Below are 15699 nucleotides of genomic sequence, written 5' to 3' on the forward strand. Positions count from 1 at the left end.
CTTCTCCCGCCGTAAATAAACCCAAAACACCTGAACCAGCTCATGTCGGTTTTGTCATTTCAAAGGGCAGTAATTTAAGTGACGTGGCAGAAGGCCTGAACGCTGCAGGTGTAATTACAGATAAACAAGCTTTCATTAAAGAAGCTACGAAACAGCGGATTAATTCACATATTCAGACGGGTACATATACATTTACTGTCGGGGAGAATTATCAATCCATTATACGGAAAATATCCGAGAAGCCGTCCGGTAATCCTTAACAGGTTCCGTACGGTTTTTTTCATGCTTAAAATAATTGCATATGCCTAATACTTATGATATAGTAATTGACGGTGTTAATACACACGCTGAGAGATTTCGTTAAGGGTGCTTTCTATTTGAAAGTCTTAATGGGAAATGACCTTGGCGGAGGGCACACAAAAACCAAACTTAGGAGGTGTGTGAAGATGGCAGTTATCTCCATGAAACAGCTTTTGGAAGCTGGGGTACACTTCGGTCACCAAACACGTCGTTGGAACCCGAAAATGGACAAATATATCTTCACTGAAAGAAACGGTATTTACATTATTGACCTGCAAAAAACGGTTAAGAAAGTAGAAGAAGCATTTAACTTTGTTAAGAGTGTTGCTGGCGAGAACGGAACAATCCTGTTCGTTGGTACTAAAAAGCAAGCTCAAGACTCCGTTAAAGAAGAAGCTGAGCGTTGCGGCATGTACTACATCAACCAACGTTGGCTCGGCGGAACGCTGACTAACTTCGAAACCATTCAAAAACGTATCAATCGTTTGAAAGAACTTGAGAGATGGGAAGAAGACGGCACGTTCGAAGTACTGCCTAAGAAAGAAGTTATCCTTCTCCGCAAAGAGAAAGATCGTCTTGAGAAATTCCTTGGCGGTATCAAGAACATGAAGAGCCTTCCAAGCGCATTGTTCATTATCGACCCTCGTAAAGAGCGCATCGCAGTTGCAGAAGCTCGTAAATTGGGTATCCCAATTGTAGGTATCGTAGATACTAACTGTGATCCAGACGAAATCGACTATGTTATCCCAGGTAACGACGACGCGATCCGCGCGGTTAAGTTGCTGACTGGTAAGATGGCTGATGCTGTTGTAGAAGCTCACCAAGGTGAAGAAACTACAGCTTAATACAGGTCTTTAAGTATTGAGGATAAATTAAATGAAAAGGGTGGTTGGTAGGTGGATAACCTCTCACTGCCCTTTTTTTAAAGTCGGAATGTTAAAAATGCTGGGAACGGCATGACTATGTTAATTACAATTGGAGGGAATTTCAATGGCAGTAACAGCTAGTGCGGTTAAAGAACTTCGTGAAAGAACAGGCGCAGGTATGCTTGATTGCAAAAAAGCGCTTGATGAAACAAACGGTGATATCGATAAAGCGATCGCGCTTCTTCGTGAAAAAGGCTTGTCTGCAGCGGCTAGCAAAGCTGGACGTATCGCAACAGAAGGCGTTGTAGAATCCTACATTCATGGCGGCGGACGTATTGGTGTCCTCGTTGAGATCAACTGTGAAACTGACTTTGTTGGTAAAACAGATCAGTTTAAAGAATTTGCGCGTGATATCGCAATGCATATCGCAGCAGCTAGCCCTAAATATGTTCGTCGCGAAGAGGTTCCAGCTGATGAGCTTGAGAAGGAAAAAGAAATTTTGAAAGCTCAAGCGCTGAACGAAGGTAAGCCTGAGAAAATCGTTGAAAAAATGGTTGAAGGCCGCATTAACAAATACTATGAAGAATACTGCTTGCTTGATCAATCTTTCGTAAAAGATCCAGACAAAACAATCAGCGCGCTTCTTAACGAAAAAATCAGCACAATTGGTGAGAATATCTCCATTCGTCGCTTTGTGCGTTATGAGCTTGGTGAAGGTCTTGAGAAGAAAGTTGACAATTTCGTAGAAGAAGTTATGTCTCAGGTGAATAAATAAGCCAGTCAAGCTAAATATAGGTTTTAAAAAAGAGTGGAACACTTTGTGTTCCTTCTTTTTTAAAATAATATAACTAAGTATAATAATATCGTTATACTAAGCTTATATTTCTTATGAAACGATCACTGACCAGTAAAGGATCAGAGAATCGTTTTCACTTGGATATAGAAGAGAATATGCATCTTGGGGGACGGCTTCTCTATATCGCAAGAAAACTTCCGCTTAAAGCGGTCTGCTACGCTGAAGGTGTGTCGATAGACGTTTCCATGCGAAACGGAGTTTTTTACCCGATGAAAGTGCCGTCATGTCATGCTTTGCGTCTGTCTGTCGTTTTTCAAACGGGCGTCTTTCGAAAGGCGCCGTCTTAAAGTGGAGGGTAAACATTTGGAACAGCCTGTATTTAAACGTGTTATTTTAAAGGTCAGCGGGGAATCCCTGGCGGGCCAAAATGGTTATGGTATAGATGCCGACACGATTACATCCATTGCAAAGCAGGTTCAAGAGGTTGTTGCGCTTGGTGTTGAAGTTGCGATTGTATGCGGCGGCGGTAACATTTGGCGCGGCATCGCGGGTAGTGCCAACGGTATTGACCGGGCTACTGCTGACTACATGGGGATGCTTGCAACCGTAATGAATTCACTTGCATTGCAAGATGCCTTGGAGCAAATAGGTGTACCTACGCGTGTACAGACATCAATCTCAATGCAGCAGATTGCTGAACCGTATATCCGCCGCAGAGCGATCCGTCACCTTGAAAAAGGCCGGGTTGTTATCTTTGCAGCAGGTACGGGTAACCCGTACTTCTCTACCGATACGACTGCAGCTCTGAGAGCTGCTGAGATCGAAGCTGAAGTGATTCTAATGGCGAAGAACAAAGTGGATGGCGTTTATTCTGCGGATCCGTTCAAGGATGAAACGGCTGAGAAATACGAACAGCTTACTTATTTGGATGTATTGAATAAAAATCTGGGAGTTATGGATTCAACAGCTTCCTCATTGTGCATGGATAATAACATTCCGCTTATTGTATTTGCTATTACGGAGCAAGGTAATATTAAGCGAGTCGTTCTGGGTGAAAAAATTGGAACGATCGTTAAAGGGAGTGTAGATTAATGCCGCAAACGGTGAAGAAACATGCTGAAGAGCGTATGGAAAAAGCAATCGTGTCATTAAAACGCGACCTCGCTACCCTGCGTGCCGGCCGGGCAAGCTCATCTCTGCTCGACCGTATTCAAGTAGAATATTACGGGGCACCAACCCCGATTAACCAGCTTGCCAATATTACAACACCGGATTCCCGGACGTTAATGATTCAGCCATGGGATAAATCCTCGCTGGGTGATATTGAAAAAGCAATTATGAAATCAGATCTTGGATTGACACCGGCGAATGACGGTAACCAAATCCGCTTGTCGATTCCTGCTCTTACAGAAGAGCGCAGAACTGATCTGGTTAAAATGACAAAGAAGTTCGGTGAAGAAGCGAAGGTGGCCATCCGCAATATTCGCCGTGACGCCAATGACGACATTAAGAAAATGGAGAAAACGGATATTTCCGAGGACGAGTCCCGGAGACATCAGGATGACATCCAGAAGGCTACGGATAAATTTATTGCCGAAGTCGACAAAGTGCTCGTTGCAAAAGAAAAAGAAATTATGGAAGTATAGAGACTTAGGCCCCTCCTGCAAGGTGGGGTTTGTCTCTTTTTTGCAGAAAGATGCCTGGAGGAAATGGAATGATCAAACGGGTTCGATCGTGGTTGAATCAGGAGGACAGTCAGCAGGCGCCCAAGCTCTCTTCCGACAACATCCCTCAACATGTAGCCATCATTATGGACGGTAACGGTCGTTGGGCTAAAAAACGTGGATTGCCGCGGATTATAGGACACCAAAATGGCATGAAAGCAGTCAAGAGAGCAGCTATTGCGGCAGATGATTTGGGGATCAAGGTTTTAACGCTGTATGCTTTTTCAACGGAAAACTGGAAGCGTCCCAAGGATGAGGTCGATTTCCTTATGAAGCTTCCGCAAGAGTTTCTTGCAATTGAGTTGGAAGAACTGATTGAGAAAAATGTTCGGGTCACCATGATGGGGCATCCCGAGGATCTTCCCTCACATACGCTTGAGGCGATGAAAGAAGCGGTTGCAAGGACGGCGAAAAATGATGGGCTTGTTTTGAATTTTGCGTTGAATTACGGCAGCCGCAAGGAGATCACCGAATGTGTCAAAGCACTTGGGCGCGACATTAGCGAGGGAAACCTACAGCCTGAGGATGTTACTGAGGAACTGATTAGTAAGCGACTCCTTTCAGGTGATTTGCCAGATCCGGATTTATTAATCCGTACGAGCGGAGAACTGCGTCTCAGCAATTTCATGCTGTGGCAGCTTGCATACAGCGAATTGTGGTTTACCGACATTTTATGGCCTGAATTTACCAGTGAACATTTGGTGGAGGCTGTAGCTGAATATCAACGCAGATCACGGCGCTACGGCGGCTTGACATAGTTATGGGGGTTGGGACGTAATGAAGCAGCGTTTGATTACCGGAGTTATAGCGGGAGCAGTCTTTTTAGGATTATGTTTCATGGGTGGATTTTGGTATCATCTTCTCATTCTGGCTATGTCCTTGATCGGCTATTATGAATTTGCCCGAATGACAAAGATAAACCCATTCGGTGGAACCGCAGCTATAGGTTACCTTGGTGTTCTGATGTTTGTATTTCCTTGGAAACTGCTTGATCTGTCGTTCCCTCTTGCCGGGGAACATGGCATATGGCTTGTAATGCTGTTGTTTTTACTGGTGACGGTAATCAGCAAGAACAGAATTGGCATTCAGCAGGTTTCGCTGCTGTTTCTTGCGTCCGTCTACATCGGAATGGGCTTTATGTATATAGCGGAATCGCGCAATACACCTGACGGACACGGTTTGTTCTGGACCTTCTTGCTGCTGGCAAGTATATGGGCAAGTGATGCGGGTGCATATTTTGTAGGTCGCAAGCTGGGACGTACGAAATTATGGCCTGCGATCAGTCCGAACAAAACGGTTGAAGGTGCTGTTGGAGGGGTGATTATTGCTGTCATCACTGCTATGGTTTTCGCTTTCTTCTCAGGGGGGCTGCTACCGTTGAGCAATGCCTTACTGATCGGAATTGCCTGTGCTGTAATCGGACAGCTTGGAGATCTTGTGCAATCGGCGTACAAGCGCGTATATGGCATTAAAGACTCCGGCACTCTTTTGCCTGGTCATGGTGGGATTCTGGACCGGTGCGACAGCTGGATTGTAGTATTTCCATTTGTACATATATTAGGTCTTCTGCCTTACTGATGAAAGGAAAGATGCAGCAATGAAAAAGATTAGTGTACTAGGTTCTACCGGCTCCATCGGAACCCAGACATTAGACGTGGTATCAAAATATCGGGATTCTTTTCAGATTGAGGGCTTAGCGGCAGGCAGCAACATTGATTTATTGGCACAGCAGGTTAAGGAATTCAGGCCGAAAAAGGTCTCGGTAGCAACGAAGGAGCTGGCGGACCGAATTCGGCCGGACCTTCCGGAAGGTACACAGCTGTATTATGGCCAAGAAGGTCTGATTGAGGTCGCTGCCGCAACTGATGCCGATATGGTGGTTACAGCAGTTGTAGGGAGTATGGGCTTGCCGTCTACACTGGCTGCGATTAAAGCCGGAAAAACAATTGGACTGGCAAATAAAGAAACGCTGGTTACAGCGGGACATCTGGTTATGTCTTTAGCTGAGAGCAGAGGTGCTGCTATCCTTCCGATTGACAGTGAACACTCGGCAATATTTCAATGTCTGAACGGAGAGCGGCGTCAGGATGTAGATTTTATTACCTTGACAGCATCTGGAGGCTCCTTCCGGAATTTGAGCCGGGATCAGCTTGAACATGTAACCGTTGAAGATGCCTTGAAACATCCGAATTGGTCCATGGGTGCGAAAATCACGATAGACTCAGCTACGATGGTTAATAAGGGGCTGGAGGTCATCGAAGCCCATTGGTTATTCGGACTGCCGTACGAACAGATTCATGTTCTATTACATCCGGAGAGCATTATACATTCGTTCGTACAATATCGGGATTCCAGCATCATTGCACAGCTCGGGAATCCGGATATGAGAGTACCGATTCAATATGCTCTTACCTATCCGGAAAGATGGCCTTCACCATCTCAGAAGCTATCCTTGGCGGAAGCGGGTAAACTTCAATTCCTTGAAATGGACTTTGATCGGTTTCCTTGTTTAAGGATGGCCTATGAATGTGGTAAGATGGGTGGAACGGCACCAACGGTATTTAATGCCGCCAATGAAGTTGCAGTAAGCCGTTTTCTGCGGAGAGAAATTTCTTTTCTGCAGATTGAGAATATCATTGAAGGCGTGCTGGATAAGCACCAAAACACACCTGAACCGGCTTTGGAGGCTATTGAAGAAAGCGACCGTTTGGCCCGCAAACTTGCCGCAAGTCTATAGGAAATCTAAAGCGATCTGAACAATCTCCCTTGAAAAAAGCTGACAGAATGTGATTCTCTTGTGGTGTATAAGAGAATAATGATAATCTATAGGGACATACTGCGTTCTCAGAGGAAAAGGGGGATGTCAATATTGGAAATGGTACAGGTTGTTTTTTTAACGGTACTCATGTTTTTTGTTATCGTTACAGTGCATGAGTGGGGGCATTATTATTTTGCCAAAAGAGCCGGGATTTTGGTTCGTGAGTTTGCGATCGGCTTCGGTCCGAAGCTGTTCTCTTATAAACGCAACGAAACTCAATTCACACTGCGTCTTCTCCCATTCGGCGGATACGCCCGGATGGCTGGTGAAGATCCTGAATTGGTTGAAATTCAGGCAGGGCAGACGATAGCCGTAAGATTAAACAGCGAGAATCAGGTGAAGCGAATTTATTTGGATCAGCTGGATAATCGTAAAAATGTAATCCGGGGTGAAGTTCAGTTTATTGACCTGGAAGAGCGCCTGTCCCTGCGTCTCGATGTAGATGGAGAGTTTCAGCAGTATGAGGTTCACCCTCAAGCAATGATGATTACCAAGGGAGTTGAAACACAAATCGCTCCTAAGGACCGTCAATTCGGAAGCAAAACGGTTGGACAGCGTGCACTTGCTATTTTTGCTGGACCGGTGATGAACTTCTTGCTTGCGTTTATATTGTTTGCCCTCCATATACAGATGGCAGGCATTCCGGTGGAGAACCCTACCTATGTACAGATTGGCAAAATTACCGAAGGCATGCCGGCTGAAACAGCGAATCTTCGTGAAGGCGACATTATTGAAACGATAAACGGCACGGCAATCGGTGCAGATTACAAAAAAATGATCGAGCTTATATCGGAATCGAAGGACAAGCCGATGGACTGGACTGTACGTCGTGGTGAACAGGTGTTTAATGTGACGATAACGCCTGTTTCGATGGAAGGACAAGAAGGCGGCAAGGTCGGAATCGTGCCGGAACTTCCAACACGTTCTGCGGGACTTGGTGAGACTATTACAGGTTCCGGAAAAGCAATGGTTGATACCACGAATATTATTTTCCAGGGATTCAGTCAGTTGATTCAGCAATTCTCAATGGATGATTTGGGAGGCCCCGTTCGGACCTTTGAGGTAACAGGTCAAATTGCGAAGCAGGGTATTGTGCAGCTGACCTACTGGGCTGCCATCCTTAGCTTATATCTTGGCATATTCAATCTGCTGCCTGTTCCGGCACTGGACGGAAGTCGTCTCGTATTTCTGGGTATTGAAGCGCTGCGAGGCAAGCCGATCGATCCAAACCGTGAAGGAATGGTCCATTTCATAGGATTCGCCATGCTGTTCTTATTGATGATCGCCGTAACTTATAATGATATATTGCGATTAATAAACGGTTAGATAACGATTTACGGCTCGGTGCGCCAGCCGCACTAAGCCGTAAATTTTTTTAATTACTTAAGCATTTTAGTAAATTGCTGTTTATGAGCTGTAAACAGTACAACACCTAACATCAGCTTGATAGCTGTATAATCGATGCTTTTCATATGGGAGGACAATATTCTTATGTCTAAGGATAAACAATTCGTGACCGAAATTACTCCGCAGGGAGAAGACTTTTCACGCTGGTATATTGATGTCATCAAAAAAGCGGATTTGATGGACTATTCACCGGTTCGCGGCTGTATCGTATTTAAACCGGATGGTTATGAGATATGGGAGCATATCAAGGATGAACTGGATCGTCGGTTTAAAGAAACGGGCCACCGGAATGCTTATTTCCCGCTATTTATACCAGAAAGCTTTTTCCAAAAAGAAAAAGAGCATGTTGAAGGGTTTAACCCGGAGCTGCCTTGGGTAACCGAAGCCGGCGGTGAAAAGCTTGAAGAACGCCTCGCAATTCGCCCAACATCGGAGACAATGATTGGTCATATGTATTCCAAGTGGATCCAGTCCTATCGTGATCTTCCCGTGATGATTAATCAGTGGGCTAACGTTGTGCGATGGGAGAAGCGTACACTTCCATTTTTGCGGACAAGTGAGTTTTTATGGCAAGAAGGTCATACAGCTCATGAGACTGAAGAGGAAGCACGTCATGAAACGATGCAAATGCTGGATATTTATTGTGATTTTGTAGAGAATTACCTGGCTATCCCGGTTATTAAGGGACAGAAGACCCCTTCTGAGAAGTTTGCAGGTGCAGTAGATACGTATTCCATTGAAGCCATGATGAAAGACGGACGCGCTGTACAAGCAGGTACATCTCACTACATGGGTACCAATTTCTCCAAAGCTTTTGAAATCGAATATTTGAATCGTGACAATACGCTGGAGTTCGCACACACTACTTCCTGGGGTGTGAGTACTCGATTGATCGGATCCCTCATTATGGTGCACGGTGATGACAGGGGACTTGTCCTCCCGCCGAAGGTTGCTCCAACACAGGTGATCATGGTCCCAATTGGACCGCCTAAGACTTGGGAGTCTGTGGTAGCCCGTACCGATGAATTGTATCGTGAGCTTAAATCTGCCGGTGTTCGTGTCCGTGTTGACGACAATACAGATGTGCGTCCGGGCTGGAAGTTTAACGAATATGAAATGCGCGGTGTGCCTGTGCGTCTTGAAATTGGACCGCGTGATATGGAGAACGGCGTATGTGTGCTCGTATCCCGGATCACTGGCGAGAAGAAGGTTATAGAGCAGGCAAACCTGGTAGAAGAAGTGAAAGCGATGCTGGATCAGGTTCACCAGGAAATGTATGACCGTGCGAAGGAATTCCGTCAGGAACATTTCTATTCTGTAGATACTCTTGATGAAATGAAAGAAAGTATGGAAGAAAAACGCGGCTTTACCTTAGCCGGATGGTGCGGCTCTGAAGCATGCGAAGATACGGTGAAGCAGGAAACAGGCGCAACAAGCCGAAATATTCCTTTTGAGCCGGCTGAACACAAGAAGACTTGCCTGGTATGTGGAGAAGAGGCAAATCATACCGTACTGTTCGCAAGAGCTTATTAATGTGATAGAGTAATAGGTACCTAAGAAAATAAATATTCCGGAAAGCTTCTGGATGGCATGACGCTCTGTGGGAAACAGGACGAATGGGTGCTTCCCCAGGGGCTTTTCGTTTGTTATTTAACGATTTTTTTGTAAGCAGGGGGAGGAAACCATGGGCACAGCGGAAGAGAAGAGAAAACGGTTTGAGCTGCTGATGAAGCAGGGAGAGGTCCCGTCAGGTTTGATTGAACCCTATTTTATGGACGGTGTCATTGAACAGGTAGTTACAAGCCGCGGCAGTAAGGAATGGGCGATTACGATTGCGAAGGAGACGCTCGTTCCGTCAGAGGTGTATCGCACTTTTTGTTTAAGAATACAAGAGAAAATGAATCATATAGCGAAGATCCGATTTGTATTCCGTTATCAGGACTCGGTTAGGGAAGCTGATATTGTACAGGAATATTGGAGTCTGTTTCTGGAATGGGTACACCGGGAAATACCATCTGTAAATGGATGGATGGCCAGAGCCAAACAGGAAGTGGAAGAAGGGCAGCTGCTTCTAACGATGTCGGATGGAATGTCGCTCGAGCTTGCACGCAAGAAGCAGATTGACTCTGCAATCACCCGCTTCTTCAGTCAGTATTTTGAACTTAATCTTCGAGTGAAGATGAGTGTCGGTGATACGGATCAGACTGCATACGAGGAATTTGAACAGAAGAAGCGTGAAGAAGAACGAGAGGTTATCCAGGCGATGATGACGAGTCTGGAAGCGGAGAATTTTGAAGAAGAGGAAGAGGGAGATATCAAGCTGCAGGTTGGTTATGATATCAAGGATCAGCCTGTCTCCATTCAGCAAATTCAGGATGAAGAGAAGAAAATAACGATTCAAGGGACAATTTTCGGACTAGACCGCAAAGAACTTCGTAACGGCAGCACGCTCTTTATGTTTAATCTTACCGATTTCACAGACTCGCTCCAAATGAAGATGTTCGCCAAAACGAAGGATGATCTGAAGGTTCTTAGTCTGCTGGAAAATGGTAAATGGGTGAAGGCACGAGGTCGTGTTGAATATGACCGGTTCATGCAGGTGCCCGAGCTGGTCATGATTCCGTCCGATCTTTGTGAAGTGAAGGCACCCCCATCCCGTAAAGACAATGCCCCCGTGAAGCGTGTAGAGTTCCATCTTCATACAACGATGAGCGCGATGGATGCTGTAACACCGATCGATAAATATATAAAGACGGCTGCTTCGTGGGGTCACAGGGCAATTGCTGTCAGTGATCACGGCGGTATACAGTGCTATCCCGATGCCGATAAACATGCGAAAAAGAATGGCATCAAGATGATGTACGGGGTAGAAGCTAATGTCGTAAACGATGCGGTTAATGTTGTGGAGCAAGCTCAGCCGATTGAATTGAAAAGCGCCACATACGTCGTATTTGATATTGAAACCACCGGTTTATCGATTACTCAAAACAAAATTACAGAGCTTGCGGCAGTCAAAATGCACGAGGGTAAGGAAATCGACCGTTATGCTACATTTGTAAATCCGCATGAAAAAATTCCGTATCACATTCAGCAGTTGACAAACATTACGGATGAAATGGTTAAAGACGCTCCGGATTTAGAGCCGGTTCTTGAAGAGTTTGTCAAATTTGTTGGGGATGCTGTAATCGTCGCTCATAATGCCAGATTTGATATGGGCTTCATTCAGGCTTCACTTAAAAATGCCGGAATGCCTCTACTAGAGAATCCATATCTGGATACCCTGGAGCTGGCACGATTAATTCATCCAAGCATGAAGAATCACCGATTGAACACATTGGCGGATAAGTACAAGGTTATGCTGGAAAGCCATCACCGGGCGATTGATGACACGATAGCACTTGCAGGCATACTGAACGGACTTCTTGCAGATGTGGAGAAGGTGAAAGGGATAACGATGCTGGACCGGCTAAATGATTATGTCGGTACAGACCTATCGAATACGAGACCTTTTCACTGTGGTATTTATGCCTTGAATCCGGTTGGCAAGAAGAATCTTTACAAGTTAGTTTCGATGTCTCACACCGAATATTTCAAGAGGGTTCCTTGCATTCCGAAATCCAAGCTCGTGGAAATGCGTGATGGATTGATCGTTCTTTCAGGCTGTGAAAAAGGGGAGTTCTTTGAAACGGTTCTTAACAAGACCGAGGAAGAAGCGGAAGAGGTAGCCCAGTTCTATGATGTTCTGGAAGTCCAGCCGCTGACGATGTATATGCATCTTGTTGAAAAAGGCCTGGTCGGAAGCCCGGATGAAATCAAAACAGCTATTAAAAAAGTGATCCGGATCGGAGAGAAATTGAACAAGCCTGTTATTGCGACAGGGAATGTTCATTATCTTGAACCGGGACATAAACTGTTCCGGGATATCACGATTCATGGTATTACAGGCTTCAGTCCGCTGAAGGATATTACTAAACCGGATGCTCATTTCCGGACAACGGATGAAATGCTGAAGGAGTTCGAGTATTTAGGGCAGGATAAGGCTTATGAAATCGTCGTTCAGAATACCAATGATCTGGCTGACCGGTTTGAGGAACTCGAGCTGTTCCCATCCAAGCTGTTTACGCCAATTATTGAGGGAGCCGACGAGGAGATCCGCAACACCTGTTATGAAACGGCCAAATCCATCTATGGTGAAGAGCTTCCAGAGGTTGTCGTTGCCCGACTGGAGAAAGAACTCGAGCCGATTATCAAGTACGGGTTCTCGGCGAACTATCTCATTTCCGAGAAGCTGGTTAAGAAGTCGAACAAGGATGGATACCTTGTAGGTTCACGGGGCTCCGTAGGCTCCTCCGTTGTTGCCACATTCCTCGGCATTTCTGAGGTTAACCCGCTGCCCGCACACTACATTTGTAAGGATGCTTCTTGTAAATACAGTGAGTGGTTCCTAGATGGCAGTGTACCGAGCGGATTTGACCTGCCGGATAAACAATGTCCGAAATGCGGCGGTTCGCTTAAGGGTGAAGGACAGGACATTCCGTTCGAGACCTTCCTTGGTTTTAAAGGGGACAAGGTTCCGGATATCGACTTGAACTTCTCGGGTGAATATCAGCCGGAGGCTCATAACTACACGAAGGTCATGTTTGGTGAGAAAAACGTATTTCGCGCGGGAACGATTGGTACAGTGGCGGAAAAAACCGCTTTCGGTTATGCCAAAAAATATGAAGAGGATCATCACAAGCGCTGGCGCGGTGCTGAACTTAACCGGCTGGCAGCCGGCTGTACAGGCGTGAAGCGGAGTACCGGTCAACATCCCGGCGGTATCGTAGTTGTACCTGATTATATTGATGTCGAGGACATTACGCCGGTGCAGTTTCCGGCAGATGATGTCAACGCGGAGTGGAAGACCACTCACTTTGATTATCACGCTTTTGATGCGAACCTTCTTAAACTCGATATACTGGGTCACGATGATCCGACAATGATGCGTATGCTTCAGGATTTGACAGGAGTAGATCCAACAACGATTCCCATGAATGATCCGAAGGTTATGAGCATGTTCAACTCCACAGAAGCGCTTGGAGTTACGCCGGAGGAGATCCGTTCACCTGTTGCTACTTACGGAGTTCCAGAGATGGGTACGAAATTCGTGCGGCAGATGCTTATCGAATCACAGCCATCCAGCTTTGCTGACTTACTGCAAATATCGGGACTTTCACACGGAACAGGTGTATGGCTCGGAAACGCTCAGGAGCTGATTAAGAATGGTACATGCAATATCAAGACGGTTATTGGTTGCCGTGATGATATTATGCTGTTCTTGATCTATAAAGCGGGGATGGATGCAGGGCTAGCGTTTAAAATTACGGAGAGTGTTCGTAAGGGTAAGGGACTGTCACAGGAGTGGATTGACGAGATGAAGAGATGCAAAGTACCGCAGTGGTATATCGATTCATGTCTGAAAATCCAATACATGTTCCCGAAGGCACACGCCGCAGCATATGTTATCTCAGCTGTGCGTACCGCCTACTTTAAGCTTTATCATCCCATTGAATATTACGCCACTTATTTCTCCGTCCGTGCGGCGGATTTTGATATTGAACTCTGCTGTCAAGGCTATGATGCGATCCTAAGACGAATTGTTGAGATTGAACAGTTAGGATTCCAGGCAAGCATGAAGGAGAAAAGCCTGCTGCCAATCCTTGAGATGGCTTTAGAGATGACAGCCCGTGGGTTTTCTTTCAAAAGCATTGATCTGTACCGCTCGGATGCTCTTCGCTTTACGGTGGATGGAGACTCGCTCATTCCTCCTTTCTCTGCCCTGCAGGGAATCGGGGATAACGCTGCCCGCAATATTGCTGCTGCAAAAGAGGCTGGAGAGTTTCTCTCGATTGAAGACTTCCAGCAGAAAGCCAAAGCGAGTAAGACAGCAGTGGAGCTGCTTACACAGATGGGCTGCTTCCGCGGATTACCAGAGAGTAACCAGCTCTCATTGTTTTGAATAATAGCCCTGAATACTAGCAATAATAGGCTTCTTGACAACTTGACAGTCAAGGACTGATACTTGTCACTATTGTAAGACTATGTTATAATTTTTTTGGTAATCATGGAGATAAAACCGTTGTGTAAAGAGTGGGGCAACCCACTCTTTACTCTTTGGTATATAGGAAATGAAAGTGTTGGAGGTTATGTTCTTTGAGCACACCGAAGATTAAAACGACTGTGGAACAAATGGTGCAGCCGTATTTGGATGAACACGGCTTTGAACTGGTAGATGTGGAATATGTTAAAGAGGGAAGCAATTGGTTTTTGCGTGTGTTTGTTGACAAAGAAGGCGGCATTGATATCGACGATTGCGGTTTGATCAGCGAATACTTAAGTCAAAAGCTGGATGAGAATGATCCCATTCCGACGGCTTACTTTCTTGAAGTTTCTTCGCCGGGTGCAGAGCGTCCATTGAAAAAGAAGGAAGACGTGGCCAAGGCAGTCGGGAAAGACGTTTTCGTAACAGTCTATGAGGCTGTGGATGGAATGAAAGAATTTGAAGGCAGGCTGGAATCCTTTGAAAATGAGGAGCTTGTCATTAAATCCGGGAAGAAACAACATGTTATTCCATATGAAAAAGTTGCCAGTGCCAGATTGGCCATCATTTTTTAGAAACACGGAAGTTTTGAAAGGGGGAACCGATTTTCAATGAGTATGGATTTTATTGAAGCAATGAATGAATTGGAAAGAGACAAGGGCATTAGCAAGGATGTGCTGTTTGAAGCGATTGAAGCGGCACTCATTTCCAGCTATAAACGCAATTTTAACGCCGCTCAAAACGTACGGGTAGATATGAACCGTAATACTGGGGTTATTAAGGTGTATGCCCGTAAGCTGATCGTGGAAGAGGTTCTGGACTCCCGGACTGAAATCTCACTGACAGCTGCAAGAGATATCAACCCGCATTTTCAAATCGAGGATATCGCTGAGATTGAAGTAACACCGCGCGATTTTGGCCGTATCGCTGCTCAAACCGCGAAACAGGTAGTTACTCAGCGTATTCGCGAAGCGGAGCGGGGTCTGATTTACAGTGCCTTTATCGACAAGGAAGATGATATTGTTACAGGCACACTGCAGCGTCAAGACGCGCGTAATATTTACATTGACCTGGGCAAGATTGAAGCGGTTCTGCCGCTCACAGAGCTGATGCCTAATGAGAAATTCAAGCACGGCGACCGGATTAAAGCGTACATTACAAAAGTTGAGAACACAACGAAGGGACCGCAGATTATGTTGTCCCGCACACATCCCGGTCTGCTCAAGCGCCTGTTCGAGCTTGAAGTGCCTGAGATTTTTGATGGTGTGGTGGAAATTCGTTCTGTTGCCCGTGAAGCTGGCTTCCGTTCCAAAATCGCAGTGTATTCCCGCAATGAGGAAGTTGATCCTGTCGGCTCCTGCGTAGGTCCGAAAGGTATGCGTGTGCAGACGATCGTTAATGAACTTCGCGGTGAGAAGATCGACATCGTACGTTATTCCGAGAAAGTCGAGGAGTATGTTGCGAATGCACTCAGTCCTTCGAAAGTTCTGGAAGTACAGGTGTTTGAGGACGAGAAGATGGCTCGCGTCATTGTTCCTGACTACCAACTGTCTCTGGCTATCGGAATCAAAGGGCAAAATGCCCGTCTTGCAGCTAAATTGACAGGATGGAAGATCGATATTAAGAGCGAGAGTCAGGCGGAACAGGAATACGGCAGACCAAGAACCCTTACGGGTGAGATGCATCAGGATTCTGTCTCCGTCGATTAA

General features: G+C 45.7%; 13 protein-coding genes. All 13 read left to right on the forward strand.

All coding sequences use genetic code 11. The features are described 5' to 3' along the window. Positions 1 to 260, forward strand: a 260-nt coding sequence (locus tag BN1234_RS07795) for an endolytic transglycosylase MltG (protein WP_170308005.1), incomplete at its 5' end; no start/stop codon positions are given. 186 nt (positions 261 to 446) lie between these two features. Then, positions 447 to 1145 carry a 30S ribosomal protein S2 gene (rpsB, locus tag BN1234_RS07800; protein WP_054956102.1) on the forward strand — a complete coding sequence of 233 codons (699 nt, stop codon included), beginning with the start codon at positions 447 to 449 and terminating at the stop codon, positions 1143 to 1145. Positions 1146 to 1290: 145 nt separating this feature from the next. Further along, positions 1291 to 1941, forward strand: a complete 651-nt coding sequence (gene tsf, locus BN1234_RS07805; protein WP_054956103.1) for a translation elongation factor Ts — start codon at positions 1291 to 1293, stop codon at positions 1939 to 1941. A 384-nt stretch (positions 1942 to 2325) separates the two neighbouring features. Continuing rightward, complete coding sequence (gene pyrH, locus BN1234_RS07810; RefSeq protein ID WP_054956104.1) at positions 2326 to 3054, forward strand: UMP kinase; 729 nt, start codon at positions 2326 to 2328, stop codon at positions 3052 to 3054. Then, entirely contained in the window at positions 3054 to 3608 is a 555-nt protein-coding gene (gene frr / locus BN1234_RS07815; RefSeq protein WP_054956105.1) for a ribosome recycling factor, read from the forward strand. The genes pyrH and frr overlap by 1 nt, the downstream gene beginning before the upstream one ends. 68 nt (positions 3609 to 3676) lie before the next feature. Beyond that, the gene (gene uppS, locus BN1234_RS07820; protein WP_054956106.1) at positions 3677 to 4444 is read left to right on the forward strand and encodes an undecaprenyl pyrophosphate synthase; all 768 of its coding nucleotides are present in this window, start codon (positions 3677 to 3679) and stop codon (positions 4442 to 4444) included. Between the two features lie 19 nt (positions 4445 to 4463). Further along, positions 4464 to 5264: a phosphatidate cytidylyltransferase gene (locus BN1234_RS07825; protein ID WP_054956107.1), complete on the forward strand. Its 801-nt coding sequence runs from the start codon at positions 4464 to 4466 to the stop codon at positions 5262 to 5264. A 19-nt stretch (positions 5265 to 5283) separates the two neighbouring features. Further along, positions 5284 to 6423 (forward strand): 1-deoxy-D-xylulose-5-phosphate reductoisomerase, encoded by a 1140-nt coding sequence (locus BN1234_RS07830; RefSeq protein WP_054956108.1) that lies wholly within the window; start codon positions 5284 to 5286, stop codon positions 6421 to 6423. A gap of 132 nt (positions 6424 to 6555) precedes the next feature. After that, positions 6556 to 7830: an RIP metalloprotease RseP gene (rseP, locus tag BN1234_RS07835; RefSeq protein ID WP_054956109.1), complete on the forward strand. Its 1275-nt coding sequence runs from the start codon at positions 6556 to 6558 to the stop codon at positions 7828 to 7830. Between the two features lie 165 nt (positions 7831 to 7995). Next, entirely contained in the window at positions 7996 to 9444 is a 1449-nt protein-coding gene (proS, locus tag BN1234_RS07840) for a proline--tRNA ligase (protein ID WP_054956110.1), read from the forward strand. Between the two features lie 151 nt (positions 9445 to 9595). Continuing rightward, complete coding sequence (locus tag BN1234_RS07845; RefSeq protein ID WP_054956111.1) at positions 9596 to 13909, forward strand: PolC-type DNA polymerase III; 4314 nt, start codon at positions 9596 to 9598, stop codon at positions 13907 to 13909. A 194-nt stretch (positions 13910 to 14103) separates the two neighbouring features. Continuing rightward, positions 14104 to 14565: a ribosome maturation factor RimP gene (rimP, locus tag BN1234_RS07850; RefSeq protein WP_054956112.1), complete on the forward strand. Its 462-nt coding sequence runs from the start codon at positions 14104 to 14106 to the stop codon at positions 14563 to 14565. 36 nt (positions 14566 to 14601) lie between these two features. After that, a complete protein-coding gene (gene nusA, locus BN1234_RS07855; RefSeq protein WP_054956113.1) occupies positions 14602 to 15699 on the forward strand; it encodes a transcription termination factor NusA in 1098 nt (365 codons plus the stop codon).

Origin of the sequence: Paenibacillus dakarensis, from assembly GCF_001373415.1 — a bacterium.
GTDB lineage: Bacteria > Bacillota > Bacilli > Paenibacillales > Paenibacillaceae > Paenibacillus_AQ > Paenibacillus_AQ dakarensis.

Coding starts and splice junctions, on each gene's coding strand:
- tsf (WP_054956103.1), top strand. CDS start 1,291: ATGGCAGTAACAGCTAGTGCGGTTAAAGAACTTCGTGAAAGAACAGGC.
- proS (WP_054956110.1), top strand. CDS start 7,996: ATGTCTAAGGATAAACAATTCGTGACCGAAATTACTCCGCAGGGAGAA.
- rpsB (WP_054956102.1), top strand. CDS start 447: ATGGCAGTTATCTCCATGAAACAGCTTTTGGAAGCTGGGGTACACTTC.
- frr (WP_054956105.1), top strand. CDS start 3,054: ATGCCGCAAACGGTGAAGAAACATGCTGAAGAGCGTATGGAAAAAGCA.
- nusA (WP_054956113.1), top strand. CDS start 14,602: ATGAGTATGGATTTTATTGAAGCAATGAATGAATTGGAAAGAGACAAG.
- uppS (WP_054956106.1), top strand. CDS start 3,677: ATGATCAAACGGGTTCGATCGTGGTTGAATCAGGAGGACAGTCAGCAG.
- BN1234_RS07825 (WP_054956107.1), top strand. CDS start 4,464: ATGAAGCAGCGTTTGATTACCGGAGTTATAGCGGGAGCAGTCTTTTTA.
- BN1234_RS07830 (WP_054956108.1), top strand. CDS start 5,284: ATGAAAAAGATTAGTGTACTAGGTTCTACCGGCTCCATCGGAACCCAG.
- BN1234_RS07845 (WP_054956111.1), top strand. CDS start 9,596: ATGGGCACAGCGGAAGAGAAGAGAAAACGGTTTGAGCTGCTGATGAAG.